At 61.8% G+C, this 25,684-nt stretch carries 26 protein-coding genes, 1 tRNA gene and 1 pseudogene; 21 read left to right on the top strand and 7 right to left on the bottom strand.

Going from position 1 to position 25,684, the window contains the following annotated elements; genetic code table 11:
• Nucleotides 1-116 precede the first annotated feature (116 nt).
• From nagZ to NKH83_RS12935, 10 genes are all read left to right on the top strand, one after another.
• Nucleotides 117-1,136 (top strand): beta-N-acetylhexosaminidase, encoded by a 1,020-nt coding sequence (gene nagZ, locus NKH83_RS12980; RefSeq protein WP_352479791.1) that lies wholly within the window; start codon nucleotides 117-119, stop codon nucleotides 1,134-1,136.
• A gap of 58 nt (nucleotides 1,137-1,194) precedes the next feature.
• A complete protein-coding gene (locus tag NKH83_RS12975; RefSeq protein ID WP_292664905.1) occupies nucleotides 1,195-1,995 on the top strand; it encodes a segregation and condensation protein A in 801 nt (266 codons plus the stop codon).
• Nucleotides 1,992-2,771 carry an SMC-Scp complex subunit ScpB gene (gene scpB, locus NKH83_RS12970; protein ID WP_352479790.1) on the top strand — a complete coding sequence of 260 codons (780 nt, stop codon included), beginning with the start codon at nucleotides 1,992-1,994 and terminating at the stop codon, nucleotides 2,769-2,771. The genes NKH83_RS12975 and scpB overlap by 4 nt, the downstream gene beginning before the upstream one ends.
• 178 nt (nucleotides 2,772-2,949) lie before the next feature.
• Nucleotides 2,950-3,171, top strand: coding sequence for a twin-arginine translocase TatA/TatE family subunit (locus NKH83_RS12965; RefSeq protein ID WP_352479789.1), 222 nt, complete (start codon nucleotides 2,950-2,952; stop codon nucleotides 3,169-3,171).
• 28 nt (nucleotides 3,172-3,199) lie between these two features.
• Nucleotides 3,200-3,886 (top strand): Sec-independent protein translocase protein TatB, encoded by a 687-nt coding sequence (gene tatB / locus NKH83_RS12960; protein WP_352804875.1) that lies wholly within the window; start codon nucleotides 3,200-3,202, stop codon nucleotides 3,884-3,886.
• Nucleotides 3,883-4,746 (top strand): twin-arginine translocase subunit TatC, encoded by an 864-nt coding sequence (gene tatC / locus NKH83_RS12955; RefSeq protein ID WP_254818322.1) that lies wholly within the window; start codon nucleotides 3,883-3,885, stop codon nucleotides 4,744-4,746. The genes tatB and tatC overlap by 4 nt, the downstream gene beginning before the upstream one ends.
• A gap of 413 nt (nucleotides 4,747-5,159) precedes the next feature.
• A complete protein-coding gene (gene serS, locus NKH83_RS12950) occupies nucleotides 5,160-6,725 on the top strand; it encodes a serine--tRNA ligase (RefSeq protein ID WP_352804873.1) in 1,566 nt (521 codons plus the stop codon).
• Nucleotides 6,725-7,483: a 5'/3'-nucleotidase SurE gene (surE, locus tag NKH83_RS12945; protein WP_352646716.1), complete on the top strand. Its 759-nt coding sequence runs from the start codon at nucleotides 6,725-6,727 to the stop codon at nucleotides 7,481-7,483. Before serS ends, surE begins: the two co-directional genes overlap by 1 nt.
• Nucleotides 7,480-8,145: a protein-L-isoaspartate(D-aspartate) O-methyltransferase gene (locus NKH83_RS12940; RefSeq protein ID WP_352804266.1), complete on the top strand. Its 666-nt coding sequence runs from the start codon at nucleotides 7,480-7,482 to the stop codon at nucleotides 8,143-8,145. Before surE ends, NKH83_RS12940 begins: the two co-directional genes overlap by 4 nt.
• Before the next feature lie 260 nt (nucleotides 8,146-8,405).
• On the top strand, nucleotides 8,406-9,938 hold the full coding sequence (locus tag NKH83_RS12935) for a peptidoglycan DD-metalloendopeptidase family protein (protein ID WP_352804869.1): 1,533 nt from the start codon (nucleotides 8,406-8,408) through the stop codon (nucleotides 9,936-9,938).
• Nucleotides 9,939-10,035: 97 nt separating this feature from the next.
• Here NKH83_RS12935 and NKH83_RS12930 read toward each other — a convergent pair whose 3' ends face one another.
• Nucleotides 10,036-10,911: an ATP-binding protein gene (locus tag NKH83_RS12930; RefSeq protein ID WP_352804866.1), complete on the bottom strand. Its 876-nt coding sequence runs from the start codon at nucleotides 10,909-10,911 to the stop codon at nucleotides 10,036-10,038.
• Nucleotides 10,912-11,194: 283 nt separating this feature from the next.
• On the opposite strand from NKH83_RS12930, the gene yajC reads away from it, so the two are divergent.
• From yajC to NKH83_RS12910, 4 genes are read left to right on the top strand one after another with little or no spacing between them, the layout of a single operon-like run.
• Nucleotides 11,195-11,536 (top strand): preprotein translocase subunit YajC, encoded by a 342-nt coding sequence (yajC, locus tag NKH83_RS12925; protein WP_352451381.1) that lies wholly within the window; start codon nucleotides 11,195-11,197, stop codon nucleotides 11,534-11,536.
• A 51-nt stretch (nucleotides 11,537-11,587) separates the two neighbouring features.
• The gene (gene secDF, locus NKH83_RS12920) at nucleotides 11,588-14,140 is read left to right on the top strand and encodes a protein translocase subunit SecDF (protein ID WP_254818330.1); all 2,553 of its coding nucleotides are present in this window, start codon (nucleotides 11,588-11,590) and stop codon (nucleotides 14,138-14,140) included.
• A 15-nt stretch (nucleotides 14,141-14,155) separates the two neighbouring features.
• The gene (locus NKH83_RS12915) at nucleotides 14,156-14,545 is read left to right on the top strand and encodes an Mth938-like domain-containing protein (protein WP_352505854.1); all 390 of its coding nucleotides are present in this window, start codon (nucleotides 14,156-14,158) and stop codon (nucleotides 14,543-14,545) included.
• Between the two features lie 25 nt (nucleotides 14,546-14,570).
• Nucleotides 14,571-15,398 carry a phytoene/squalene synthase family protein gene (locus tag NKH83_RS12910; protein WP_502895574.1) on the top strand — a complete coding sequence of 276 codons (828 nt, stop codon included), beginning with the start codon at nucleotides 14,571-14,573 and terminating at the stop codon, nucleotides 15,396-15,398.
• A gap of 103 nt (nucleotides 15,399-15,501) precedes the next feature.
• Here the strand turns inward: NKH83_RS12910 and NKH83_RS12905 are convergent, their stop codons facing one another.
• From NKH83_RS12905 to NKH83_RS12885, 5 genes are all read right to left on the bottom strand, one after another.
• The gene (locus NKH83_RS12905) at nucleotides 15,502-15,795 is read right to left on the bottom strand and encodes a type II toxin-antitoxin system RelE/ParE family toxin (RefSeq protein ID WP_352804860.1); all 294 of its coding nucleotides are present in this window, start codon (nucleotides 15,793-15,795) and stop codon (nucleotides 15,502-15,504) included.
• Entirely contained in the window at nucleotides 15,779-16,069 is a 291-nt protein-coding gene (locus NKH83_RS12900; protein ID WP_352646702.1) for a type II toxin-antitoxin system ParD family antitoxin, read from the bottom strand. The genes NKH83_RS12905 and NKH83_RS12900 overlap by 17 nt, the downstream gene beginning before the upstream one ends.
• 71 nt (nucleotides 16,070-16,140) lie before the next feature.
• On the bottom strand, nucleotides 16,141-17,550 hold the full coding sequence (gene trmFO, locus NKH83_RS12895) for a methylenetetrahydrofolate--tRNA-(uracil(54)-C(5))-methyltransferase (FADH(2)-oxidizing) TrmFO (RefSeq protein WP_352804856.1): 1,410 nt from the start codon (nucleotides 17,548-17,550) through the stop codon (nucleotides 16,141-16,143).
• A gap of 373 nt (nucleotides 17,551-17,923) precedes the next feature.
• The gene (locus NKH83_RS12890) at nucleotides 17,924-18,064 is read right to left on the bottom strand and encodes a DUF1127 domain-containing protein (RefSeq protein WP_254818334.1); all 141 of its coding nucleotides are present in this window, start codon (nucleotides 18,062-18,064) and stop codon (nucleotides 17,924-17,926) included.
• A 48-nt stretch (nucleotides 18,065-18,112) separates the two neighbouring features.
• On the bottom strand, nucleotides 18,113-18,253 hold the full coding sequence (locus tag NKH83_RS12885) for a DUF1127 domain-containing protein (protein WP_254818335.1): 141 nt from the start codon (nucleotides 18,251-18,253) through the stop codon (nucleotides 18,113-18,115).
• 222 nt (nucleotides 18,254-18,475) lie between these two features.
• On the opposite strand from NKH83_RS12885, the gene NKH83_RS12880 reads away from it, so the two are divergent.
• Together NKH83_RS12880 and NKH83_RS12875 are read left to right on the top strand one after the other, a co-directional pair.
• On the top strand, nucleotides 18,476-19,594 hold the full coding sequence (locus tag NKH83_RS12880; protein ID WP_352804851.1) for a DUF2157 domain-containing protein: 1,119 nt from the start codon (nucleotides 18,476-18,478) through the stop codon (nucleotides 19,592-19,594).
• Nucleotides 19,591-20,174 (top strand): annotated as a pseudogene (locus NKH83_RS12875) (GDYXXLXY domain-containing protein). Before NKH83_RS12880 ends, NKH83_RS12875 begins: the two are co-directional and overlap by 4 nt.
• 92 nt (nucleotides 20,175-20,266) lie before the next feature.
• Here NKH83_RS12875 and NKH83_RS12870 read toward each other — a convergent pair.
• Nucleotides 20,267-20,351, bottom strand: a tRNA-Leu gene (locus NKH83_RS12870).
• 343 nt (nucleotides 20,352-20,694) lie between these two features.
• On the opposite strand from NKH83_RS12870, the gene tig reads away from it, so the two are divergent.
• From tig to NKH83_RS12845, 5 genes are all read left to right on the top strand, one after another.
• Entirely contained in the window at nucleotides 20,695-22,170 is a 1,476-nt protein-coding gene (tig, locus tag NKH83_RS12865) for a trigger factor (protein ID WP_254818394.1), read from the top strand.
• 161 nt (nucleotides 22,171-22,331) lie between these two features.
• Nucleotides 22,332-22,856: a hypothetical protein gene (locus tag NKH83_RS12860; RefSeq protein ID WP_352479775.1), complete on the top strand. Its 525-nt coding sequence runs from the start codon at nucleotides 22,332-22,334 to the stop codon at nucleotides 22,854-22,856.
• Nucleotides 22,857-23,068: 212 nt separating this feature from the next.
• Entirely contained in the window at nucleotides 23,069-23,422 is a 354-nt protein-coding gene (locus NKH83_RS12855; RefSeq protein WP_502895573.1) for a c-type cytochrome, read from the top strand.
• A gap of 147 nt (nucleotides 23,423-23,569) precedes the next feature.
• On the top strand, nucleotides 23,570-24,502 hold the full coding sequence (locus tag NKH83_RS12850) for a heme o synthase (RefSeq protein WP_352479773.1): 933 nt from the start codon (nucleotides 23,570-23,572) through the stop codon (nucleotides 24,500-24,502).
• A 316-nt stretch (nucleotides 24,503-24,818) separates the two neighbouring features.
• Entirely contained in the window at nucleotides 24,819-25,631 is an 813-nt protein-coding gene (locus tag NKH83_RS12845) for a DUF2189 domain-containing protein (protein WP_254818341.1), read from the top strand.
• The last annotated feature ends 53 nt before the right edge of the window (nucleotides 25,632-25,684 follow it).

Genomic DNA, 25,684 nt, shown 5'->3' with positions numbered 1-25,684 from the left:
GGCACTAAAGCCCCTCGAAAAGCCGGCGCCCGCGCCGGCTTTTTTGCGTGAACGGAAACTTTGGAGGCAATTGCGGGCGATTCCCTTTGTCGTCGCGAAGCTCTAAACTGTTCCGCATGACCGAATCAAAATCCATGATCCTCGGCTGCGCCGGGAAATCACTGACCCGCGACGAGATCCGTTTCTATCGCAACGAATGCCCGTGGGGCTTCATCCTGTTTGCGCGCAATATCGGCGAGACCGAGCAGATCCGCGATCTGGTCGCCGCCATGCGCGACTGTGTCGGGCGTGCGGACGCGCCGGTATTCATCGACCAGGAGGGCGGCCGCGTGCAGCGCCTGCGGCCGCCGCTTGCGCCGAACTATCCGGCTGCCGGTGCACTCGGTGCCTTGTGGCGCGACGATCATGACGCCGGCACCCGTGCCGCATGGCTGATGGCGCGGCTGCATGCCTTCGACCTGCTGCGCTACGGCATCACGGCGGATTGCCTGCCGGTGCTCGATGTGCCGATCGAGGGCGCCAGCGACGTCATCGGCGCGCGCGCCTATGGCAAGGAGCCGCGCGCCGTCATCGAATTGGGTCGCGCCGCGGCGGAAGGCCTGATGGCGGGCGGCGTGCTGCCGGTGATGAAGCATATTCCCGGTCATGGAAGGGCCTTCGCCGATACGCATTTCGAACTGCCGACCGTCGACGCCTCGATCGGCGACCTGCAGCGGCATGATTTTGCGCCATTCAGGGAGCTCAACCATTTGCCGATGGCGATGACGGCGCATGTCATCTATAGCGCGATCGACCCGAAGAACCCGGCCACCACATCCGGCAAGGTCATCGAAAAGATCATCCGCGGCGAAATCGGCTTCGATGGTCTGTTGATGAGCGACGACACTTCGATGAAGGCACTTTCTGGGGATTTCCCGTCAAAGGCGGCCGCTATCCTTGCGGCGGGCTGCGATCTGGTCCTTCACTGCAACGGCGTGTTCGAGGAGATGGCCGGCATTGCATCGCGAACGACCGGGCTTGAGGGCAAGTCGTTTGAGCGCGCGGAGCGGGCGCTGACCTATATCAGGAACCGTGACGTTGTGGACGAGACCGAGATTCGGGCCGAATTTGCCAGTTATTTCGACGCGGTAGCCTAGCATCAAAGGAAGCGAAGTGGCGGAAGCATTGGACCTGAAGGCCGGCAAGGCCGCACCGATGGACCGCTTGTGGGCCGAGAACGACGATTCCCGGCTGACCGGCGATCCGGCGTTGGTCGTCGATGTGGCCGGTTTCGAAGGTCCGCTCGATCTTCTGCTGCATCTTGCCCGCAATCAGAAGGTCGACCTGTCGCGCATCTCGATCCTGGCGCTGGCCGAACAGTATCTGGCATTCGTCGAGAAGGTGAGGGCGCTGAGGCTGGAGCTTGCCGCCGACTATCTGGTGATGGCAGCGTGGCTGGCGTTTCTCAAGTCGAAGCTCCTGATCCCCAAGCAGCCCGGCGACGAAGGCGAAAGCGGCGAGGAACTGGCGGCGGTGCTGCAGTTCCGGCTGAAGCGGCTGGAGGCCATGCGCGACGCGGCGGCACGGCTGGTCAACCGCAACCGGCTCGGACGCGACGTGTTTGCACGTGGCATGCCGGAGATGGTGATCGTCGAGAAGCGCAATGCCTATTCGGCCTCGCTCTATGACCTGTTGACCGCCTATGCCCAGCAGCGCCAGAAGCAGGCGATCACCAATGTGACGATTGCCAGGCGCGGCGTGTGGTCGCTCAAGGATGCGCGCGACGTGCTGACCAGGCTGATCGGGTCGCTGCGCGACTGGACGGCGCTCGACAGTTTCCTGGTCGAATATCTGGCCGGCCCGGAAGAGCGGCGCACCGCGGTTGCCAGCTCGTTTGCGGCGACGCTGGAACTGGTGCGCGAAGGCAAGATGGAAATGCGGCAGGACCAAGTTTTCGCGCCGCTTTATCTGCGCGGCCGCGCCCAGGCCATCAAGATAGTCGAGGTGACATCATGAGCGAACGCGCCAACGCTTCGATCATTCCATTCAAGGTCGAGGACGACGCCGAGCAAGGCGCGGTCGCCGAGAACCCGGCACAAAATCAGGGGCAGAATTTGTCGCGGAATCCTGGCGGGCGGCTGCATATGGCGGAGGCCGTACGGATGGCCGAGGCGATCGTTTTCGCCAGCGCCGAGCCGGTCAGCGAAAAACAGCTCACTTCGCGGCTGCCCGACGGCATCAACATTGCCGCGGCAATGGCCGAACTGCAGCAGATCTATGCGCGGCGCGGCGTCAATCTGGTGCGCGTCGGCGATGCCTGGGCGTTTCGCACCGCCGGCGACCTCGCCTTCCTGATGAGCCGTGACACGGTGCAGCAGCGCAAACTGTCCCGCGCTGCCCTCGAAGTGCTGGCGATCATCGCCTACCACCAGCCGGTAACGCGCGCCGAGATCGAGGACATCCGCGGCGTCGAGACGTCAAAGGGGACGCTCGACACGCTGATGGAGACCGAATGGGTGAGGATGCGCGGCCGGCGCCGCACGCCCGGCCGTCCCGTCACCTATGGCACGACCGATATTTTCCTCGACCATTTCGCGCTGGAGGAGATACGCGATCTCCCCGGCATGGAGGAATTGAAGGGTGCGGGGCTGCTGTCCGGCCGTATGCCGTCGAATTTCTCGGTGCCGCTGCCGCCGGCCGACCCCGATGCGCTCACCGACGACGAGGATCCGCTGACCGATATCGACCTCGAGGAACTCGGTCTTTTGACGCCGCGCGTCACGGAAGATTGAGCCGAGCGCCATCTTAAAGCCACAGGCAGGATGGAACTGCGCCGATTGGTAGCGGGCCGCCGTGCCGAAAGTGCGTGACTTCGGCGACTCATTCATGAACTCTGTCGCAGTTCTGTTTGAATCCGAACCCGAAAGCGCATAGATCAGCGTCTGGGAAACCGTTCGAGAGAGATTTGCTATGGGTTCATTTTCGATTTGGCACTGGATGATCGTTCTGGTGATCGTGCTGCTGGTCTTCGGCCGCGGCAAGATCCCCGAGCTGATGGGCGACATGGCCAAGGGCATCAAGAGCTTCAAGAAGGGCATGGCGGACGACGAGACTGCCGACGACAAGCGCACCGTCGAACACCGTGCCGACGAAACCGTTTCGGTACCGAAGGAAAAGGCCAGCAAAGGCTGAGCCCAAACTTTAGTCGGAACGTATAGCCATGTTCGAAGTCGGCTGGACCGAGATGCTGGTGATCGCGATCGTCATGATCGTGGTCGTCGGGCCCAAGGATTTGCCCAACATGCTGCGCACCTTCGGTCGCACGACGGCGAAGCTGCGCGCCATGGCTTCCGATTTCCAGCGGCAGTTCAACGACGCGTTGAAGGAAGCCGAACTCGACGACGTCAAGAAGTCGGTCGATTCGCTGAGAAGTCTCAATCCGGCAGCCGAGATCAGGAAGCAGCTCAATCCATTCGAACAGGCCGCCGCCGACGTCCGTTCCGGCGTCGACGCCGTGATGAAACCCAAGCCGGCCGTCGATGCCGCCGCTTCGACGGAGCAGGCAGCCGAGCCGCTGAACAACGGCGCAACGACGATGCCGGGCGTCAGCCCGCCGGAGCCGACGCCGGCCACGCCGATCTTTCCGGCGATGACGGACGAGTCCGTCGTGGCGCCGGCCGTGCAGGCGCAAACGGCTGCGGCGGCAGTGCCGCAAAAAGCATCTGCGGCAAGGAAGAAGCCGGCGCCCGCGAAAGCCGCGGCCGCCGCGCCGGCCAAGCCGGCAAAGACCGCTGCGCCAAAGGCCGCCGCAAAAGCTGAGCCGAAACCGCAGTCGCCAGCAGCGAAGAAGCCGGCGTCAGCAGCGAAGAAGCCGGCCGCCAGGAAAACGGCGGGAGCCGCCAAGTGAGCGTTTCGGACAAGGAAAAGGACGAGATCGAAAAATCGTCGGCTCCGCTGATGGAGCACCTGATCGAGCTGCGCCGGCGCTTGATCTGGTCGATCGGCGGTTTTTTCGTCGCCTTCCTGGTCTGCTTCTTTTTCGCCAAGCGGCTGTTCAACCTTCTGGTCATTCCGTTCAAATGGGCCACGCAATGGGCCGGGCTCGACCCGCACAAGGTCGAGCTGATCTATACGGCGCCACAGGAATTCTTCTTTACCCAGGTCAAGCTCGCCATGTTCGGCGGCATGGTCATAGCCTTTCCGCTGATCGCCACGCAGATCTACAAATTCATCGCGCCCGGCCTCTACAAGAACGAACGCAATGCCTTCCTGCCGTTCCTGATCGCCTCGCCGATCCTGTTCCTGATGGGCGCGTCGCTGGTCTATTTCTTCTTCACGCCGATGGTGATGTGGTTCTTCCTCGCCATGCAGCAGACCGGCACCAATGACCAGGTGCAGATTTCGCTGCTGCCGAAAGTGTCCGAATATCTCAGTCTGATCATGACGCTGATCTTCTCCTTCGGCCTGGTGTTCCAGCTGCCGGTGGTGACAAGCCTGATGACGCGGGTCGGCATGCTGTCGTCCACGGCCCTTGCCGAGAAGCGCAAATGGGCCATCGTCATCGCCTTCGTCGTGGCGGCGGTGCTGACGCCGCCCGACCCGATGAGCCAGATCGGCCTCGCCATTCCGACGATCCTGCTCTACGAGGTCTCGATCTGGTCGGCCCGGCTGATCGAGCGCAGCAAGGAGCGCGACCGTGTGGCTCGCGAAAAACAGGACGCCACGGAAGAGGTGGCCGACAAGCCGGCGGACGCGTCATCGACGTAGGTTCGGTTGAAGCGGACAGCATCTTCTTCCTGCCGCTGCAACTTTGTTCTTGCTTTGTGCCGGCAGCTATGCTACTAATTTGGCTGTGGTGCCAATTGGCTCCAAAGACCCGCCCACTCAGGGCGGGTTTTTTGTTTCTTCCTTTTGAAGTTCCGGTGTTGCCGCCTGAGGTCGGCGGGACAGCGCCCCCCTCTGTCCTGCCGGACATCTCCCCCACTTGGGGGGAGATTGGCAACTTCGCCGATGGCTTGCTTTTTCAGCGCCGGAGATTGGCGAAAGCCGCAGTGACGGCCGATCTCCCCACCCGTGGGGGAGATGTCCGGCAGGACAGAGGGGGGCGCGAAGGAACTCTGCCTTGACGCCTTGCATCGATGCGGTTTACCCCCTCTGGCCTACTCAAGGACGAACAGACCATGCTTGACATCAAATGGATTCGCGACAACCCGAAGGCCCTTGTCGAAGCGCTCCAGAAGCGCTCTTGGTCGGCTGAGGATGCGCGGTCCACGGTCGACGACCTGATCGCCAGGGACGAGGCGCGGCGCGAGCATCTGACCGAGCTGCAGGCCAGGCAGGAACGCCGCAACGCCGCATCGAAGGAGATCGGCAATGCCATGCGTTCGGGCGATGCCGCCCTTGCCGAAAGGCTGAAGGCCGAGGTCGGCGAGATCAAGGCCTTCATCCAGAATGGCGAGGTGCTGGAACGCGAACTCGACAAGGCGCTGAACGATGCATTGGCGGTGCTGCCAAACGTGCCGCTCGACGACGTGCCGGTCGGCAAGGACGAGCACGACAATGTCGTCAAGCGCACCGTCGGCAAGGTGCTGACGCGGCCGAACTGGGTGAAGGAGCATTTCGAGATCGGCGAAGCGCTCGGCATGATGGATTTCGAGCGCGCGGCGAAACTGTCAGGCTCGCGCTTCACGGTGCTGAAGGGCGGACTGGCGCGGATGGAACGCGCGCTTGGCCAGTTCATGCTCGACCTTCACACCACCGAGCACGGTTATGAAGAGATCCAACCGCCGCTGATGGTGCGCGATCACGTTCTTTTTGGGACAGGCCAACTGCCGAAGTTCCAAGAGGATTTATTTTCAATATTGAATGAATATGAACGCCTGAGAATTTCGAGCAACGCGCTCTCAGGAATTAGCACCGCGTTTATTTTTGAAAATAAGTGGCTAGGCGAATTTAACACGAAATTCGATAAGTTGATGCGTGAGGCCCAAAGGAGCGGAGTTGATGTTCGCTGGACCTCAGAGTTGTTTCGTAATTTGTCAGCGCATTTCGTGGAGTCGAAAGAACGTTTTGAATCGTTTCGTGATCGCTTCCTCGAAATGGCAGAATTTGAACGCAGACAGTCATTACAGCAAACCGGACTCTGGCTCATACCCACGGCAGAGGTTCCTCTAACCAATCTCGTTCGCGAGGAGATCACGCCGCACGAAAAACTGCCGCTGCGCTATACGGCGCTGACGCCGTGCTTCCGCTCCGAGGCGGGCTCGGCCGGGCGCGACACGCGCGGCATGCTGCGCCAGCACCAGTTCTACAAGGTCGAACTGGTGTCGATCACCGACCAGGAGACTTCGGCTGCCGAGCATGAGCGCATGACCGAATGCGCCGAGGAGGTGCTGAAGCGGCTCGGCCTGCCGTTCCGCACCGTGACGCTGTGCACCGGCGACATGGGCTTTGGCGCGCGCAAGACCTACGACATCGAGGTCTGGCTGCCCGGCCAGAATGCCTATCGCGAGATATCGTCGTGCTCGGTATGCGGCGATTTCCAGGCGCGGCGCATGGACGCCCGCTACAAGGACAAGGACGGCAAGGGCAACCGCTTCGTCCACACGCTGAACGGTTCGGGCACCGCCGTCGGCCGCGCTCTCATTGCCGTCATCGAAAATTACCAGAACGAGGACGGCAGCGTAACCATTCCTGAAGCGCTTCGGCCTTACATGGGCGGTCTGGAAAAGATCGAATCGAAATAATGCGCATCCTTCTGACCAACGACGACGGCATCCATGCCGAGGGCCTTGCATCACTCGAACGCATCGCGCGCACGCTGTCGGACGACGTCTGGGTGGTGGCACCGGAACAGGATCAGTCCGGCTATGCGCATTCGCTCTCGATCTCGGAGCCGCTGCGGCTCAGGAAAATCGGCGAAAAGCACTTTGCGGTGCGCGGCACGCCGACCGACTGCGTCATCATGGGCGTGAAGAAAATCCTGCCCGAAGCGCCTGACCTGATCCTGTCCGGCGTCAATTCCGGCGCCAACATCGCCGACGACGTCACCTATTCGGGCACGGTCGCCGGCGCCATGGAAGGCGCGCTGCTCGGCGTGCGCTCAATCGCCATCAGCCAGGCCTATTCCTATGTCGGCGAGGACCGCGTCGTTCCCTACGAGACCGCGGAAGCGCTGGCGCCGGCGCTGCTCGAAAAGCTCGTCGCCATGCCGTTGCCGGACGGCGTGCTGCTCAACGTCAATTTTCCGAATTGCGAGCCGCAAGAGATCGCCGGAACTGTGGTTACTTCGCAGGGCAAGCTGGTCCACAGCCTGTGGGTCGACGAGCGGCGCGACGGGCGCGGCCTGCCATACTATTGGCTGCGCTTCGGCCGCGAGCCCGTCGAAGGCAAGCAAGGCACCGACCTCCATGCCTTGCGCAATCGGCTGGTGTCGGTGACGCCGCTGCAGCTCGATCTCACCGCACATGAAATCCGCGATCAACTGGCCAAGGCGCTCGCATGAACTCGAACCACGCTGCAACGGTCGACGAGCGCGAAGGTTTCGCTGCCTTCCTGCTTCGCCTGCGCGGCAGGGGCACGGTGCCGAAGGCGCTGATCGCCGCCTTTGAGGCGACGCCGCGGCGCGGCTTTCTATCTCCGCATTTTCACTCCATAGCCTGGTCGGACCGTATGCTGCCGATCGAATGCGGCGAGGCCATCGAAGGCGCCGACCTGCAGGCGGCGGTGATCGCGGCACTTGCCATCGAGCCGGGCAACCGGGTGCTCGAGATCGGCACCGGGTCCGGCTACACGGCGGCGGTGATGTCGCGGCTTGCCGCGCGGATCGTCACCATCGACCGTTACAAGACGCTGGCCGAACAGGCCCGGCAGCGCCTTGAAGCACTCGCCATCGGCAATGTCATCGTGCGTCAGGCGGACGGTTCCAGCGGGCTGGCCAACGAAGCGCCGTTCGACCGCATCGTTGCCTGGGCGGCCTTCGACAGCCTGCCGCGCTTTCTCCTCGATCAATTGTCGAGCGGCGGCATCGTCATTGCGCCGATCGGACCCGACGAGGGCGAGCAGGTGCTGGCCAAGCTTACCAAGGTCGGCAGCCGCTTCGAACGCGAGGATATCGGCCTGGTGCGCCTGCAGCCGATCCTGCACGGTGTCGCCGCAGTGATCTAGGCTGTGATATTCAGGTGAGGTCGGCCTGCAAATGGCGGCTTCCTCCGCTTCCGGTGCTCACGTACCCAAAAGTACGCTCCGCTCCGGTTCTCGGAACCCACCATTTTCGGCTCGGCCTGACCTGAATCTCGGCACACCCGGCGCCCGGATCCTCGAATATTTTAAGAAAATTTGCGCCTGATTCTACAGGTTTAACCGACCGGTAACATTAACGCGCTTTAATCACACTCAGTTGTACCGGGTCTGTGCGGGTTAGTGCGATGCAATTCAGTGTTTTGAAGGCAAACGGACGCAATCTGGCGCGTGGCTGCGCCGTCCTCATGATCGCAGGCGCTGCGACGGGGTGTAGTTCCCAGGTGGCGCGGTTCAACAGCGTCGACGACGTGTTCACCGCCTCGACCAACAACCAGCGCGCCATCATCGACAAGCAGGATGCTGCCCAGCCCTATCCGGGCGATGTTGCGGCCGCGCCGATCGACGGCAGCCACACCCAGTCGGTCAGCCGCTCAAGCCTCGAACCGGTCACGGCACAGCAGTTGCCACCGCCGGCTCCCGCGCTGGCGCCTGCCGCCCGTCCGGTGCGTACCGCTGCCGCGCCGGCCCTGGCGCCTGCCGCTCCTCGTGTCGACAGGACGGCAACCGGCACCGTCGCTCCGGCGGCAAGGCCGTTCAAGAACGCCGAGCCCGACGCGCCGCGCATGGCGACGGCCGCCGGCGCACCGCATGCAACCGAGATCGTCGTCAAGGACGGCGAGACCATTTCCGGCCTGTCACGGCGCTACGGCGTGCCGGCCGATGCCATCATGAAAGTCAACGGGCTGAGCGCGACCAAGGGGCTGAAGACCGGCCAGAAGCTCGTCATCCCGGCCTATGCGTATTCGAGCAACGGCGCCGCGCCAAAAGTCGCCGATGCCAAGCCCGCGAACGGCACCAGGCACGACCAGCCGGCCGACGCGCCGGAGAAGGTGGCCGTGCTGCCGCAGCAGCCGAAACTCAGGGAAGGCAAGTCTGCCGCGCAGGTGGACGCCTCGGCTGCCGCGAGCCAGCCGAAGGATGGAAAGACTGCGGCGAAGGTGGCTTCGGCGACGGCCAAACCGGCCGGTGCCGGCGGCACTTACACGGTTCAGCAAGGCGATACGCTGTCCGCCATTGCCAGAAAGACCGGCGTCGGCGTCGTTGCACTGAAGCAGGCGAACGGCATGCAGGATGGACTGCTCAAGATCGGCCAGACCCTGAAAGTGCCGGCAGGCGGAACCGCTGTCGTCGCCGGCGTGAAGCCGGCTAAGGTCGATCCGGTGACGACGGCTACCACCGAGCCGCCGGCCAAGGCTACGCCGACGCAGACGCTCGCCTCCTACACGCCGCCGAAGAAGGATGCGAAAGTCATCCAGCAGGCCGAGGACGACGATGCGGTGGCGCCGGACGCGACCGGCATCGGCAAGATGCGCTGGCCGGTGCGCGGCCGCGTGATCTCAAGCTTCGGCGGCGGCAAGGACGGCGTCGACATTGCCGTGCCCGAGGGGACGCCGGTCAAGGCGGCTGAAAACGGTGTCGTCATCTATGCCGGTGACGGCCTCAAGGAATTCGGCAACACGGTGCTGGTGCGGCACGAAAACGGTCTGGTCACCGTCTACGGCCACGCCAGCTCGATCGAGGTGCAGCGCGGCCAGAAGGTCAAGCGCGGCCAGGAAATCGCCCTGTCCGGCATGAGCGGCACCACCGACTCGCCGAAACTGCATTTCGAAGTGCGCAAGAACTCGGCGCCGGTCGATCCTTCGACTTATCTCGAATAGACGACGAAAAGCGATTTGCGGGCCACCTGACCTTCAGCCCGCCGAGGAAGTCCGCTCCGCAAGGTGCGGGCTTCTTCTGGCGTTAGTCCTTGAGCGGCTAATCCTTCAGCGGCTTGCCGAGCCTGCCAGCCAGGTCCTGGGTGAACTGCCAGGCGACGCGGCCCGAACGGCTGCCGCGCGTCGTCGCCCATTCCAGCGCCTCGGCGCGCAGCGTCTCGGGATCGATGGCGAGATCGTGATGGTGGACATAGCCGTCGATCATGTCGAGATATTCGTCCTGCGAACATTTGTGGAAGCCAAGCCACAGGCCGAAGCGGTCCGACAGCGAAACCTTCTCCTCGACCGCTTCGGACGGATTGATCGCCGTCGAGCGCTCATTGTCGATCATGTCGCGCGGCAACAAATGCCGCCGGTTCGAGGTGGCGTAAAAGATGACGTTGGCCGGACGGCCCTCGACGCCGCCTTCAAGTGCTGCCTTCAGCGATTTATAGGACGTGTCGTCATGGTCGAATGACAGGTCGTCGCAAAACAGGATGAAGCGGAAGGGCGCTGCCTTCAGCAGGCTCATCAGCTTCGGAAGCGTGTCGATGTCTTCGCGATGGATCTCGACGAGCTTGAGCGGCAGGTCGAGCTTGGTCGAAGCGTTGACCGCGGCGTGCACGGCCTTGACCAGCGACGATTTGCCCATGCCGCGCGCGCCCCACAACAGCACGTTGTTGGCGGCATAGCCGGAGGCGAAGCGCTCGGTATTGTCGACCAATATGTCGCGGACGCGGTCGACCCCGCGGATCAGGCCGATGTCGACGCGGTTGACCTTGAGCACCGGTTCCAGATAGCCGGGATCGGCCTGCCAAACGAAGCAATCGGCGTCGCCGAGGTCGGTTTGCGGCACTGGCGGCGGCGCGAGGCGGGCGATCGCCTCGATCAGACGGTCGAGCTTCTGGCTCAGGATATCGATGGTGCTGTCGGTCATCTCTCGTCTTTTTGTTTCGCATTCGGGACGGTGCGGCAGGCCAACCTACCTGATTTCAGCGGTTTCGAAACTCGGCCCAAGCATTTGTTCGGGCATCATCTTTTGCGAAAACCGAGCGTCGCTTTTCGGGATCACCCTCTAACACGGCTCACCAGGCCGGAAAAGCAGCCGATTTGCCCGGCCGCGCAGTTGCATTGGCAACGTTACCGACTATATTCCGGCCAAATTTGGCGGGGCCGTCAAATTCCCAGAACGGCTGTTTTTAAAATTCAGGAGTACCTCGATGTTCGTGACACCGGCATACGCCCAAGGCATCGGCGGGGACTCGTCCGCAATGTTTATCCAGATCGTGCCGTTTGCTCTGATTTTCGTGATCATGTATTTTCTGATCATCCGGCCGCAGCGCACGCAGCTGAAGAAGCGCGGCGAGATGCTGGCGGCGGTTCGCCGCGGCGACACCGTTGTCACCGGTGGCGGCTTGGTCGGCAAGGTAACCAAGGTGATCGACGATAACGAGCTCGAGATCGACCTTGGCGGCGGTACCAAGGTGACGGCGCTGCGCTCGACGATCGCCGACGTGCGCGTCAAGGGCGAGCCGGTGGCAAACCAGAACGCCAAGAAATAACCGAATTGTCGGCGGAACGATCCGCCAGTACGCCCTGACGGACGACGCCATATGCTTTATTTTTCGCGCTTCAAGATGATCCTGATCTGGCTGGCCGTGGCCGCCACAGTGGTCCTCGCTGCGCCCAACCTTTTTTCCGCCAGCACGCTGGCCAAGTTGCCCGACTGGGTGCCGAAGCGGCAGATGACGCTCGGCCTCGACCTGCAGGGCGGCTCGCACATCCTGCTCAGGATGGATCCGAACGATCTGATCAAGGATCGGCTGGAGACGACGCGCGACGAAATCAGGACGCTGCTGCGTGACGCTAAGATCGGCTATACCGGTCTTTCCGGAACGGGCCGCACGGTGCAGGTCCGCATCACCGATCCCGCACAGATCGACGCTGCCAAGACAGCCTTGAAACCATTGACCAATCCGGTGGCCGCAGGCCTGTTCAGCGGCGGCTCCATCCAGGAGATGACGCTGGATGATTCCGAGCCTGGCCTGCTCAAATTCTCCGTCACCGATGCGGGGATCAAATATCGCACCTCGACGGCGCTGACGCAGGCGATCCAGGTTGTCGAGCGTCGTGTCAACGAACTCGGCACCACCGAGCCGATCGTGCAGCGCCAAGGCGACGACCGTATCCTGGTGCAGGTGCCTGGTCTCCAAGACCCGCAGCGGCTGAAGGAAATTCTTGGCCAGACGGCAAAGCTGACCTTCCAGATGGTCGACCAATCGATGCCGGTGCAGGATGCGCTGAACGGCCGCCCGCCGCCGGGATCCTCGGTGCTGTATTCGCAGGACGATCCGCCGGTTCCGTACCTGATCGAGAACCGCGTCATCGTTTCCGGCGAAAACCTGGTCGATGCCCAGGCGACGTTCAATTCCCAGACCAACGAGCCGGTTGTTTCGTTCCGGTTCGACTCGAAAGGGGCGCAGCGGTTCGGCCAGGCGACGGCACAGAATGTTGGCAAGCTGTTTGCCATCATCCTCGACAATCAGGTGATTTCGGCGCCGCAGATCCGTGAACCGATCCCGGGCGGCACCGGACAGATATCGGGGAATTTCACCGCCGAGAGCGCCAACGATCTCGCCGTGCTGCTGCGCGCCGGCGCCTTGCCAGCGACGCTGACGGTAATCGAAGAGCGGACGGTGGGGCCGGGACTTGGCCAGGACTCCATCCATGCCGGCAAGGTCGCCGGCATCATCGGGTCGATCCTGGTGGTGGCATTCATGTTCGTCGCCTACGGCTTCCTCGGCTTCCTCGCCAACATCGCGCTGGCGGTGCATGTGGCGATGATCGTCGGGCTGCTGTCGCTGCTTGGAGCGACACTGACCCTTCCCGGTATCGCCGGTATCGTGCTGACCATCGGCATGGCGGTCGATTCGAACGTTCTCATCTATGAACGCATCCGCGAGGAGCGACGTGCCGGCCGCTCGGTCATTCAGGCGATCGATACCGGTTTCAGCAAGGCGCTGGCGACCATCGTCGATTCCAACGTGACCTCACTGATCGCGACCGTGGTGCTGTTCTGGCTCGGAACCGGGCCGGTGAAGGGCTTTGCCGTCACCTATGCCATCGGCATCCTGACCACGGTCTTCACCGCCTTCACCTTCACACGCCTGCTCGTGTCGATCTGGCTTCGCCGCGCCCGTCCGAAGGAGTTGCCGCGGGCGCCTGTGACGTTCATTCCACCAGGCACGAAAATTCCGTTCATGGGTATCCGCCGCTGGACGTTCACACTGTCCAGCGTGCTTTCGGTGCTGTCGGTCATCGGCTTCATGACCATCGACATAAATTACGGCATCGATTTCAAGGGCGGCTCACTGATCGAGGTGCAGTCCAAGGCCGGCAATGCCGATCTTGCCGACATCCGCGGCAGGCTGACGGAACTTAATATCGGCGAGGTGCAGGTTCAGCAGTTCGGCGAACCGAACGACGTGCTGATCCGCGTCGGCACGCAGGCGGGAGGCGAGAACGCTGAGCAGACCGTCATCGACAAGGTGCGCGGCGAGCTGCAGGATCAGTATGATTTCCGCCGCGTCGAAGTGGTGGGGCCGACGGTCTCGGGCGAGCTTGCCAAGCAAGGCACCATCGCCATGCTTATCGCGCTGCTCGGCATCCTGATCTATGTCTGGTTCCGCTTCGAATGGCAGTTCGCGGTCGGCGCCATCGTTGCGACCGTGCACGACGTGGTCATGACGATCGGCTTCTTCGTTATCACCGGCCTGGAATTCAACCAGTCGTCGCTGGCGGCGATCCTCACCATCATCGGTTATTCGCTCAACGACACCATCGTCGTCTATGACCGCGTTCGCGAGGATCTGAGAAAATACAAGCGAATGCCGCTGCCGCAACTGCTGAACAACGCCATCAACGAGACGCTGTCGAGGACGACGCTGACCTCGGTGACGACGATCCTGGCGCTGCTGGCACTGGTGCTGTTCGGCGGCGAGGTGATCCGCTCGTTCACCATGGCGATGCTGTTCGGCGTCGTGTTCGGCACTTATTCGTCGATCTTTATCGCCGCGCCACTGCTTATCCTGTTCAAGCTGCGGCCGCAGGCCACAGCGTCCGATGAGGAAAAGCCAGTGGGCGGCGGCAAAGCCATAGCCACCTGACGGCTTGCCTCAAAAGTGGCCAAGGGCATCGTCATCCGCGAGGCGCATTTCCCGGGCCGCGCACCGATCGAGGCTTACGGCAATGGCGGTTTCCGCTTTGCCGACATGTCGCATCGCGGCTCGCTGCTGTGCCTGCCTTCGGGCATCTATGGCTGGGAGCCGGCCGATCCGTTGGCGCTGACGGCAGCGGATTTCGCCAAGCTGTTCAACGAGGCCGCCAAGGTTGAGATCCTGTTGGTCGGCAGCGGCAAGGATCTGAGGCCATTGCCTGCCGCGCTGCGTACGGCGCTGAAAGAAGCGGGCATTTCCGCCGATCCGATGTCGACGGGGGCGGCGGTGCGGACCTATAATGTGCTGCTGGCGGAAGATCGCGCCGTGGCCGCAGCGCTCATCGCCGTCGACTGACGTGGCCGAAAACACCAAAGTCGTCATGGACACGGTGCGTGCCGCCGACCATGACCGCTATCTCAGTGTGCTCTATGCGCCCGAGAACAAGCGCGACGCGCTGTTTTCGCTCTATGCCTTCAATGCCGAAGTCGCCGGCATACGCGATCGCATCCACGAGGCGCTGCCGGGCGAGGTGCGGCTGCAATGGTGGCGAGACGTGATCGCCGCCGAAGAGGATCGGACTCAGATCGGCCATCCCGTGGCGGACGCGCTTAGGGCGGCGATTTCCGCCCACCGCCTGCCTAAGGCCGCCTTCGAGAACATGCTCGAAGCGCGCATCTTCGATCTCTATGACGATCCGATGCCGTCGCGCACCGATCTCGAAGGCTATTGCGGCGAGACTGCCGCAGCACTCATCCAGCTTGCGGCGATGGTGCTCGATCCGGTCCAAGCACCACGCTTTGCCGAACTTGCCGGCAGGGCAGGTTGTGCGCAAGCGATGACCGGTCTCCTGCTTCTGCTGCCGCTGCATCGCAAGCGGGGACAGTGCTTTGTCCCGGCCGATATTTTGGCTGCGGCGGGATCGTCGCCGCAAGAGTTCGTTACAGGTGACGGCGGGCCGGGCGCGGAACGCGCGGTCGCCGCGATGATCGCGCTGGCACGCGAGCATCTTTCCGCTTTCGAGCAGGGGGCATTCGCTCTGCCGGTTTCACTGCGCCCGGCCTTTCTGCCGCTGGCTCTGACGCGCGCCTATCTCGACAAGATGGACGGCTCCCGCCATTCACCGCTTGATGGCGCGGTGCGGCTTTCGGCCTTGCGCCGGCATTGGCTCTTGTTCCGGCGTGCGACCCAAGGCTGGCCGGCTGTGTGAAGGCTGATTGCTAATGAGGAAATCCGGCCTGCGGCGAGCATCGGCCCGGCTGAGTAGTTTCCATCATGATGGATCACTCGATCCGCCGTCGCGCATCAGCGTTTCATAATCGCGACCGCCATAGAAGATGGTTGACGATGCGGACGACATCATCGTCGACAACATAGGCGATGATAGCCGAGTGCTCGAACGGCACCGTTCGCAATCCTGGCGCAATGTCGCCGCGCGGCCGGCCGCCACGCAGTGGATTGCCGATGTTTTGACATCGATCTTCGATGCGCAGGACGAATTTCAATGCAACGTCAGGATTTCCACCAGCCTCAACAATATGCCGGAAAATATCGGCCAAATTATTTTTGGCGTCTTCGCGATATTCAACCTCAAGCCGCCGAATCATCGGCGCGGCTCGAATACTGCGCGACGAATTCCCTAAGACGGGCACGAACTTCTTCGCCTGAAAGGTTTGGCCTTGTGTCCTCGATCGAGGCCTTCACGCGCGCCCGGATCGAGGCCATGCGCTCGGCATGTTCTTCCTCTTCGCGCTGGAAGGCGCGAAGAGCCGCGCGGACGACCTCGCTCGCCGATCCGTAGGAGCCGTCCTCGACCTTTTCGCGGATCATTCGCGCCATGGCGGGTGTTACGGTGACGGACAGTTTCTCAGCGGATTCCATGGGATTTGGCTCGCGATACAAAGTAGGATATTATCCTACTTCTCCGCCGCGAAATCCGCAAAAACCGAGATCTATTCCGCAGCTTGCGCTGTTGCAGGCAGCCCCAGCCATTCGCGGCAGTCGGCGAGCGCGCGCGATGTCACCGCGTGCCGCTTGGCGACCGTCTTGTCCTTGCCGCGCAGCCGCTTGCCTTCGATCTTTGGCGCCTCCACGGGCGGGAACAGGCCGAAATTGACATTCATTGGCTGGAAAGAGCGCTTTCCCGGCTCGTCGTCAGAGACAATATGGCCACCGGTGATGTGGTTGAGCAGCGCGCCGAAAGCGGTGGTCAAGGGCGGCAGGGACGGCGCATGGCCAAGCCTTTCGGCGGCGGCGAAACGCCCGGCGAGCAGGCCGATGGCGGCACTCTCGACATAGCCTTCACAGCCGGTGATCTGGCCGGCAAAACGCAAGCCGGGCCGCGACTTCAACTGCAGCGAAGCGTCGAGCAGCGTCGGCGAATTGATGTAGGTGTTGCGGTGCAGGCCACCGAGGCGGGCGAATTCGGCGTGTTCCAGCCCGGGAATGGTGCGGAATATGCGCACCTGCTCGGCGTGCTTCAGCTTGGTCTGGAAGCCGACCATGTTATAGAGCGTGCCCAGCGCATTGTCCTGGCGAAGCTGAACGACGGCATACGCCTTTACAGACGGATTATGCGCGTTGGTCAGTCCCATCGGCTTCATCGGCCCGTAGCGCAATGTCTCGACGCCGCGCTCGGCCATCACCTCGATCGGCAGGCAGCCGTCGAAATAGGGCGTGCCTTCCCACTGCTTGAATTCGGTTTTCTGGCCGTCGACCAGCGCCTGCACGAAGGCAAGGTACTGCTCCTTGTCCATCGGGCAGTTGATGTAATCCTTGCCGGTGCCGCCGGGGCCGACCTTGTCGTAGCGCGACTGGAACCAGCAGATGTCCATGTCGATCGTGTCGAAATGGACGATCGGCGCGATGGCGTCAAAGAAGGCGAGCGCGTCGGCGCCGGTTGCTTCCGCGATCGACTGGGCGAGCGACGGCGCTGTCAACGGTCCGGTGGCAACGATCGCCTGGTCCCACTCCGCCGGCGGCAGGCCGGGCACTTCCTCACGCTGGATGGTGATGAGCGGATGGGTTTCGAGCGTTCTGGTCACCGCTTCGGAAAACCCGTCGCGGTCAACGGCAAGCGCACCGCCGGCCGGCACCTGGTGCGCATCGCCGGCGCTCATGATCAGTGAACCGGCGAGCCGCATTTCGGCGTGCAGCAGGCCGACGGCATTGGTTTGTGCATCGTCGGAGCGGAAGGAATTGGAACAGACGAGCTCGGCCAGCCCGTCGGTCTTGTGCGCGTCGGTACCGCGGACGGGACGCATTTCATGCAGGACAACGGGAACGCCGGCTTCGGCCGCCTGCCAGGCGGCTTCGGAGCCGGCAAGTCCGCCGCCGATAACGTGAATGGGGTTCTTGTCCATGAGCGCCGAAATAGTCGCTTGGCGCAAGGATTGCAATTGCCACGCGGGAGAATGGCTGACGGGGGAAGCCGCCCCAAAACAACAACACCCGCCGGGGGAGGAGGTCCGGCGGGTGTCGTTTTGTTGGTCGATCCTCGGGAGGAGGTGAAGATCGACCGTATTCGTCATCGCCGGGGAGGAGGTCGGCTTTGACGAAATTCTTTTCGCCGTGTGAAAGGGCGCGAAACCCTTTTAGAAACAACCTGGAAACAGCGCCCGCCGGGGGAGGAGGTCCGGCGGGCGCCGTTTTTGTGGTCAACCCTCGGGAGGAGGTGAAGGCTGACCGTATCCGTCAGGGTCGGGGAGGAGGTCGACCCTGGCGAAATTCTTGTGGTTAGATCGCCTTGCGAGCGATCATCTTGATTTCGTCGCGGACGATGCCGAGATCGTTGAGCTGGCGGTTCGACAGGCGACCCAGCTCGGTAACCGTCTCGCGGTAGACGCGCCAGTTACGGTAGTTGCGGATCAGGTTCATTGTCGTTCTCTTTTCAAAACTGGTTCGGACCATTTGCGGCCCGAAGGATTAGACCGACTTGCGGGCGACGTAGTGAATGTCGCTGCGGCTGATGCCGAGATCGGTCAGTTCACGGGTGCTCAGGCGGCTCAGCTCGGACACGGTGTCCCTATAGCGGCGCCAGTTGCGATAGTTGCGGATCAGGTTCATGGTAGTCTCGTTTCGTCTTTCTTTCGGATCATTCCGTCTTTGTCTGCACCGTGAAAATAGGTGGGGTCATATCGATTTAAAAGCGCTATTGGTGCATGGCAGCAATGCAATTTGTGCAATGCAACATTAACGCGCGTCCGGTTTTCCGCCCAGATCGGAAAATGCCGTTAGGTCAAACGCTTGGCTGGACAAGCTAAAAGGACCAAGGAGAGGGGGAGGGGCATGGCGAGCTATTCGTCACGGGTCAGGTCGGATATCGCACGATGGCAACAGGCCGGCCTGATCGACGCGCCGACAGCCGTTGCGCTGACGCGAGACGTCGAGGCAAACGAACGCAAATCGCTGAGTTTCGGCTCGATCCTGGCGATGATGGCGGCGCTGCTGTTCGGCGCCGCTACCCTGATCTTCATCGCCGCCAACTGGGAAGTCATCCCGCGGTTGGTGCGGGTCGCGGCACTTTTTGCCGTTATCCTTGCCGGCTATGTCGGCGGGGCGGTGCTGAAGATGCGCGACCATGCGGCGATCGGCGAGGCGCTGTGGATCGTCGCGGCAGCAGCGTTCGGCGGATCGATCGCGCTGATCGGCCAGATGTATCATTTGTCGGGCGACGAGGCCTCGGCCTTGATCACCTGGGGCGCCGGCACGGCGCTGGCGGCGGTGGCGCTGCGCTCAAACCCGCTGACCGTCGCTGCCGTCGGCATCGCCGATGCCTGGCTGTTCCTGAGAGGGTTCGACTACTTCCGGCGCACGGAATTTCCGCATCTCTTCGTGGTCATGGCGCTAATTGTGTTCGCCGTTTCGTTCTGGACGCGCAGCCAGGCGGCGCGCCACCTGATCATCCTGTCGGTCCTTTTCTACCTCGTGCTGTTGGCCATGGAATACGACACGCTGCAAGTCGCCATCCCGCTCGTTGCCGCGTCGGTGCTGCTTTTTACCGCTGCGATCTTTGCTGCCGGGCCGGTCGAGAGGGTTTTGCAACTCGGCGGCAGGTTACCCTTGCACGCGCTGATCGGCTTTCTCACCGGCCTGGCGATGATTCAATTCGAACTGGCGGATGAAAGCAGCTACAATGGCGGCTTCGCCATTGCCTCGGCTGTTGCGCTGGCCGGCATCGTCGCGGCGATCGTGCTGGGCGGCCGCGAGAGCCGGGGACTGCGCTGGGTTGCCTATGCGGGCTTCGCCTTCGAACTCGCCATCATTTATGTGGTGATGCTGCAATCAATGCTGGACACGGCAGGCTTCTTGCTTGCGGCGGCGGTGCTTCTCGCCGTTCTTGCTTTCATTCTCATCCGCATAGAAAAGCGCATGAACGCCTCGAACATGACAGGAGCGGCGGCATGATGACCGGCAAAAGACTGATCATCTCGGCGCTGGTCCTGGCGCTCGTCCAGATCGGCTTTCTGAGCTGGATCATCGCCGGACGCGCGGCGATCCTGCGCGATGGCAAGCAGGTCCTGCTCAGGGTCGAGCCGATCGATCCGCGCGATCTCTTGCGCGGTGACTACATTCTGCTCGGCTACGATATTTCGCGCATACCGGTGAAACTGATCGGCAACATTCCGGCCGGCAAGCTTTCCAGCGAGGAAACGTCGATCGTGGTCAGGCTGAAGCAGGGCGCTGATGGCTATTGGGGGCCGACCGCGGCTTGGTTCGGGCAAGCGCCGGCGCCGGCAGCATCCGGCGAAGCCGATATCGTCGGCACGTCTCCGAGGGCTGGGATATCAGCCAGGGAGCAACGACGATCGCGCCGGAGTATGGCATCGAGCGCTTCTATCTGCCGGAAGGCGAGGGGATAGCGATCCAGAACGACATGCGGGTGCGGCCGTTCGGCATCCGCGTGGCGATCGCCGCCAACGGCACGGCGCAGATCAAGGCGCTGGTGGACGGCGACAAGACACTGTTCGAGGAGCCGCTTTATTAGATCGCGCTACTGCCTTGGCAATGACCCTCCTTCGCCAGGGCTTCGGAGGAGCTTCGAGTGGCCTGCCACCCGAAGCTCGAAGAGCGAAGGGATGGTGCGGATGAAGGGACTCGAACCCCCACGCCTTTCGGCACTGGAACCTAAATCCAGGGCGTCTACCAATTCCGCCACATCCGCATTGCCCGGCCAATCCCATGTAGCCATCATTCTGTCAATGTCAGAGCTCACATCGGTATCCTTGGCCGGAATGCAAAGATGGTTGAAAATCAGCGTCGCCTGTGACAAAAGGCGTGTCGAATGTGACGGGACGCGACGATCCGCTTCTGCAGAATGTGATAAGAAGTAGGAAAAACAAAGACTTATTCACATTTTGGAGCGTATTTCTGGAGGATTTGTGCCGCCTTGAGCGGACAGATCGCCAAGTCCCGCACCAAAAGCCATTCCCGGCAAGATCATACCGGCAGGCTGTAAGCGGCAGGGGCCGTTTGACGGCCTCATTGGTGGAAACAAAGGTTTTATGATGCAGGTCACCGAAACGCTCAACTCCGGTCTCAAGCGCGAGATCAAGATCACCGTGCCGGCTGGTGACATGGAAGCCAAGCTGATGGCGCGGCTCTCCGATGCCAGGAACAAGGTCCGCATCAACGGCTTCCGCCCCGGCAAGGTGCCGGTGCAGCATCTGCGCAAGGTCTACGGCAAATCGTTCATGGCCGAAGTGGTCAACGAGATCCTCAATGACTCGACCCGTTCGATCATCACTGGGCGCGGCGAAAAGGCTGCCATGCAGCCCGAAGTGATCATGACCGAGGACGAGAAGGAAGCCGAGAAGATCCTGGCAGGCGGTGCCGACTTCGAGTTCCGCCTGAACTATGAGGTCATTCCGCCGATCGAGATCAAGGATTTCTCCGACATCAAGGTGACGCGCCAGGTGTTCGACGTGCCGGATGAAGAGATCGACGAGCAGGTCAAGCGTGTCGCTGAATCTGCCCGCACTTACGAGCCGAAGACCGGCAAGGCCGCCGAGGGCGACCGCGTGACCATCGATTATGTCGGCAAGATCGACGGCGAAGCCTTCGGCGGCGGCGCCGGCACCGATCAGCCGCTGGTGCTCGGCTCGAAGGAATTCATCCCCGGCTTCGAGGACCAGCTGGTCGGCAGCAAGGCCGGCGACGAGAAGCAGGTCACGGTTACCTTCCCGGAAAACTACCAGGCGGCGCATCTGGCCGGCAAGGAAGCCACTTTCGACGTGACCGTCAAGGAAGTGTCGAAGCCCGGCGCACTCGAGATCAACGACGAGATGGCCAAAAATCTCGGCCTTGAATCGCTGGAGCGCCTGCGCGAGGTGGTGCGCGGTCAGATCGAGAACCAGTTCGGCTCGATAACGCGCCAGAAGGTCAAGCGGCAGTTGCTCGACCAGCTTGACGCCGCCTACTCGTTCGAGGCGCCGTCCAAGCTCGTCGAGGCCGAATTCAACAACATCTGGAATCAGGTCAATCGCGATCTCGAAGCTGCCGGGCGCACCTTTGCCGACGAAGAGACGACGGAAGAAGAAGCGCGTGCTGAATATATGCGGCTTGCCGAGCGTCGCGTGCGTCTCGGCCTGGTTCTCGCCGAAATCGGCGAGAAGGCCGGCGTCACGGTGACGGACGAGGAACTGCAGCGCGGCCTGTTCGAGCAGGTACGCCGCTACCCGGCCAACCAGCAGCAGGAAGCCTTCGAATTCTATCGCAACAATCCCGAAGCGCTGAACACGTTGCGCGCGCCGATGTTCGAAGAGAAGGTGGTCGACCATCTGCTCGGCCAGATTTCGGTCACCGATGTCAAGGTCAGCAAGGAAGAGCTGCTGGCCGACGACGAGGATACGGAGACAACCAAGGCCAAGCCGGCGAAGAAGGCGGCTGCGAAAAAAGCGGACGCAAAGAAGGCCGACGACGACGCCGAAGAGCCGAAGAAAAAGGCCGCGCCGAAGAAGAAGGCCGCCAAGGACGCTGAATAACGTTCCTGCTGAATTCCGAAAGGCCGCCTTCTCGAGGCGGCCTTTTTCGTTGTGGCGCAGACGAAACGGATTTCACGTATCTGGCGGTCGAGGTAGCGATACGAAGCTTTGATGATTATCTGCGCTGGGTTGCGAAATCGCAGCGGTTGTTGGAGGCATCGTTGAGACAGTTCTTCGGTATCGGAAGCGTGGCGGCGGCGGCGTTCCTGCTTGCGTCGGTCTTCGGCATTGCCCAGGCTGATACGGTTCTCGACAACTGGCGGTTCGACAAGAGCAGCGATGGCCTTGTCACCGCTTCGCTTTACGCGACCAACAAGCTCATCACCGGCGGCGGCGCGTTGAGCTACAGCCCGGTGTTGACGATCGCCTGCCGGACCGCCGGCGAACCGCGTTGGAGCGAATGGCTGCAGCTGAGCGACACCGTTTCCGCCAGCCGAACCATCGCCATGTCGGTGACTGTCGACCAATCCGCCAAGCTCAACGAAAGCTGGTCGGTCGGGCCGCACAGCAGGATGCTGGTCCGCGACGGTGCCGATGGCATCAGGCGACTGATTTCCGCGGACCGGTTGCTGCTGTCCTGGCGGTTTGGGCTGCTGTCGGGGCGCGGCAAAGCCGAGTTTGACCTCGCCGGAGTTGAAGAGGCGGTCGGCCGGATCGCCACCACCTGCAACACCAAATTGCCTTGAGCGGATTGTCCGCATTAATCCATTGCATGATCGAACTCTACCTGCCGGCCCGGTTCCGTGGTATGTAGGTGCCGCAACTCCAGGCAGTGGATATCCGTTCTGCCATTCAAGAGCGCATGCCAGCGGACTAAATGTCGGCCTGCGCAGGTCAGCCAGGGCAAATTGGCGATCAGGGAGGAAATGCCATGCGTGCCATTGTATTTTTTATCGTCATGTCCGTCGCGACCGTCGTTGCCGGCCCCTCGCGGGCACAGGATGCCGCGGCGGGTGAGAAGGTGTTTGCCAAATGCAAGGTCTGCCACGTCGCAGACAAGGACCAGAACAAGGTCGGTCCGTCGTTGAACGGCGTCATCGGCCGAACGGCCGGGACGCATCCGGGGTTCAGCTATTCCAAGGCGATGACCGAGGCCGGCAAGTCGGGCGTCAAATGGGACGAAGCCACACTGACGACTTACCTTCGCGATCCCAAGGCGATGGTCAAAGGAACGAAGATGGCGTTTGTCGGCCTCAAGAAAGACGAGGACATCGCCAATGTCATTGCCTACCTGAAGCAATTCTCCAAATAACGCGGCTCTTCCGCCGGATCTTGGTATCGCAAACAGGTCGAGGCATAGCCTCGGCCGCAATCTGCCGGCAGTGTCGGTGGGGAGGGCGGCTCGTTGCAAAAAAGACATTGGCCGGCTAGGCTGCCGTTCCCATCGGTGGTCGTCTGAATGTCGACTGAAGAAAGCCGTCTCAAGGATACCGGCATCCGCCTCTCGGAGGCGACGGCGGGTGATTTCATTGCGCTCTTGAAACCACGGGTCATGGCCCTTGCCGTGTTTACTGCCTTCGTCGGCCTGATGATGGCGCCCGGCGTGATGAATCCAGTTATCGCCGTAATCGCCATCGGCGCAATCGCGGTTGGAGCGGGAGCCGCCGGCGCGCTCAATATGTGGTACGACGCAGACATAGACGCCTTGATGTCTCGCACGTCCAAGCGACCAATTCCGTCCGGTCGCGTCACGCCTGGCGAAGCTCTCGGCTTCGGTCTGGTGCTTTCCGCACTGTCGGTCATGACGCTCGGCGTGCTGGTTGGGTGGCTCGCCGCATCGTTGTTGGCGTTCACCATCTTTTTCTATGTCGTTATCTACACAATGTGGCTGAAGCGCTCGACGCCACAGAATATCGTCATAGGCGGCGCGGCAGGCGCCCTTCCTCCGGTAATCGGGTGGGCGGCCGCAACAGGCGCAATCGGCATTGAAAGTCTCATTCTGTTTCTGATTATTTTCCTCTGGACGCCGCCTCATTTCTGGGCGCTGGCCCTTTTCAAGGTCGGCGACTATGCCGCGGCTGGCATCCCGATGATGCCGAATGTGGCCGGCCAGCACTCGACCAGAAAACAAATCTTCGCCTATTCGCTGCTTTTGGCGCCAATCGGCGTGCTCCCTTGGGGCTTCGGCTTCGCGAGCGGATATTACGGCACTGCTTCAGCCGCGTTGGGTGCAGGTTTCATTTGGCAGGCCTGGAAGGTTCTCGTCGCCGACAAGGAGATGAAGCCGGCAAAGGCGCTGTTTGCGTATTCGATTGTCTATCTTTTCGCAATATTTGCGGCGTTGCTTGCCGACACCATTGTAATGCGAGTGATCGCTTCAGCCGGCTATTGACCCCGGCTCAAAACATCACGTTGGCAGAGCACAAAATCCCAGCAACAGCAGAATAACGACGCCAAGGCCGAGTATGAGAACTGTCCTTCCGTCCATGACCTTCACCTTCGACTAGAAGAGCATATCGAAGAACCACGTCCGTAGCTAGTCGGGCTACCCGGGACCTCCTACTCCCGGGCCTTCCTACAAAGCGCGACAAGTCCCCCGCATGAGAGTATATTGATCATGGTGCAGGTCGCGGTTTGCGTGGGCCAAGCATGCAGAACGGCAGCACCGTAAAACGCGACCTTACCGGACCTGGTCTGGAGGAATGGTCATGGCAAGCTTTCACGTGATAGCAGGCGCCAGCGAGACGCTGGAACACACCAGAATTCGAAAAATCGGTGTCTCCGATCTTTTTGATGCGCTCAGGCGTGGCGTCGATGATTTCATGGTCAAGCCGTCGCACATCGTATTTCTCTGCCTGATCTATCCGATTGCCGGAGTCGTGCTTGCTGTCTGGACATCAGGCAACAACACGCTGCCGTTGCTGTTTCCGCTTGTGTCCGGCTTTGCGCTGATTGGTCCGTTCGCGGCGATCGGCCTGTATGAGATCAGCCGGCGGCGGGAAGCCGGGCTCGACGCCTCGTGGAGACACGCCTTTGAGGTCAGGAGTTCTCCAGCGCTGCCGGCTATTGCAGCGGTCGGCGTCATGCTGCTTGCGATCTTCATCGCCTGGCTTTTGACGGCCCAGATATTTTACCAGACCCTGTTCGGCCCGGCGCCGCCGCAATCGCTGTCCAGCTTCATCAGTGAAATATTCGCCACGGGACGCGGCTGGACGCTCATCATCCTGGGTCACGCCATCGGCTTCGTGTTCGCCGCGGTTGTGTTGTGCACCACGGTCGTCGCATTCCCGTTGTTGCTCGACCGCGATGTCGGCGCCTACGAAGCCATCCACACCTCGGTGCGCGTTGTGCTGGCCAACCCGATCGTGATGGCGGTGTGGGGCCTTATTGTCGCCGTCGCCCTGATCATCGGATCGCTGCCAGTGTTCGCCGGGTTGGCAGTCGTGCTGCCGATCCTTGGTCATGCCACCTGGCATGTTTACCGGAAAGTTGTGGAATCGCCGCCGGCCACCAGACCGTGAGCTGAAAAAATGCACTCTGTCCGCACCAGCGAAAGTGCCGATGCGGGCAGGGT

It is taken from the genome of Mesorhizobium sp. M0909, assembly GCF_040319515.1.
Lineage (GTDB): Bacteria > Pseudomonadota > Alphaproteobacteria > Rhizobiales > Rhizobiaceae > Mesorhizobium.
The sequence above is the reverse complement of the archived record's forward strand: the minus strand, read 5'-3'. Positions and strand labels throughout refer to the sequence as shown.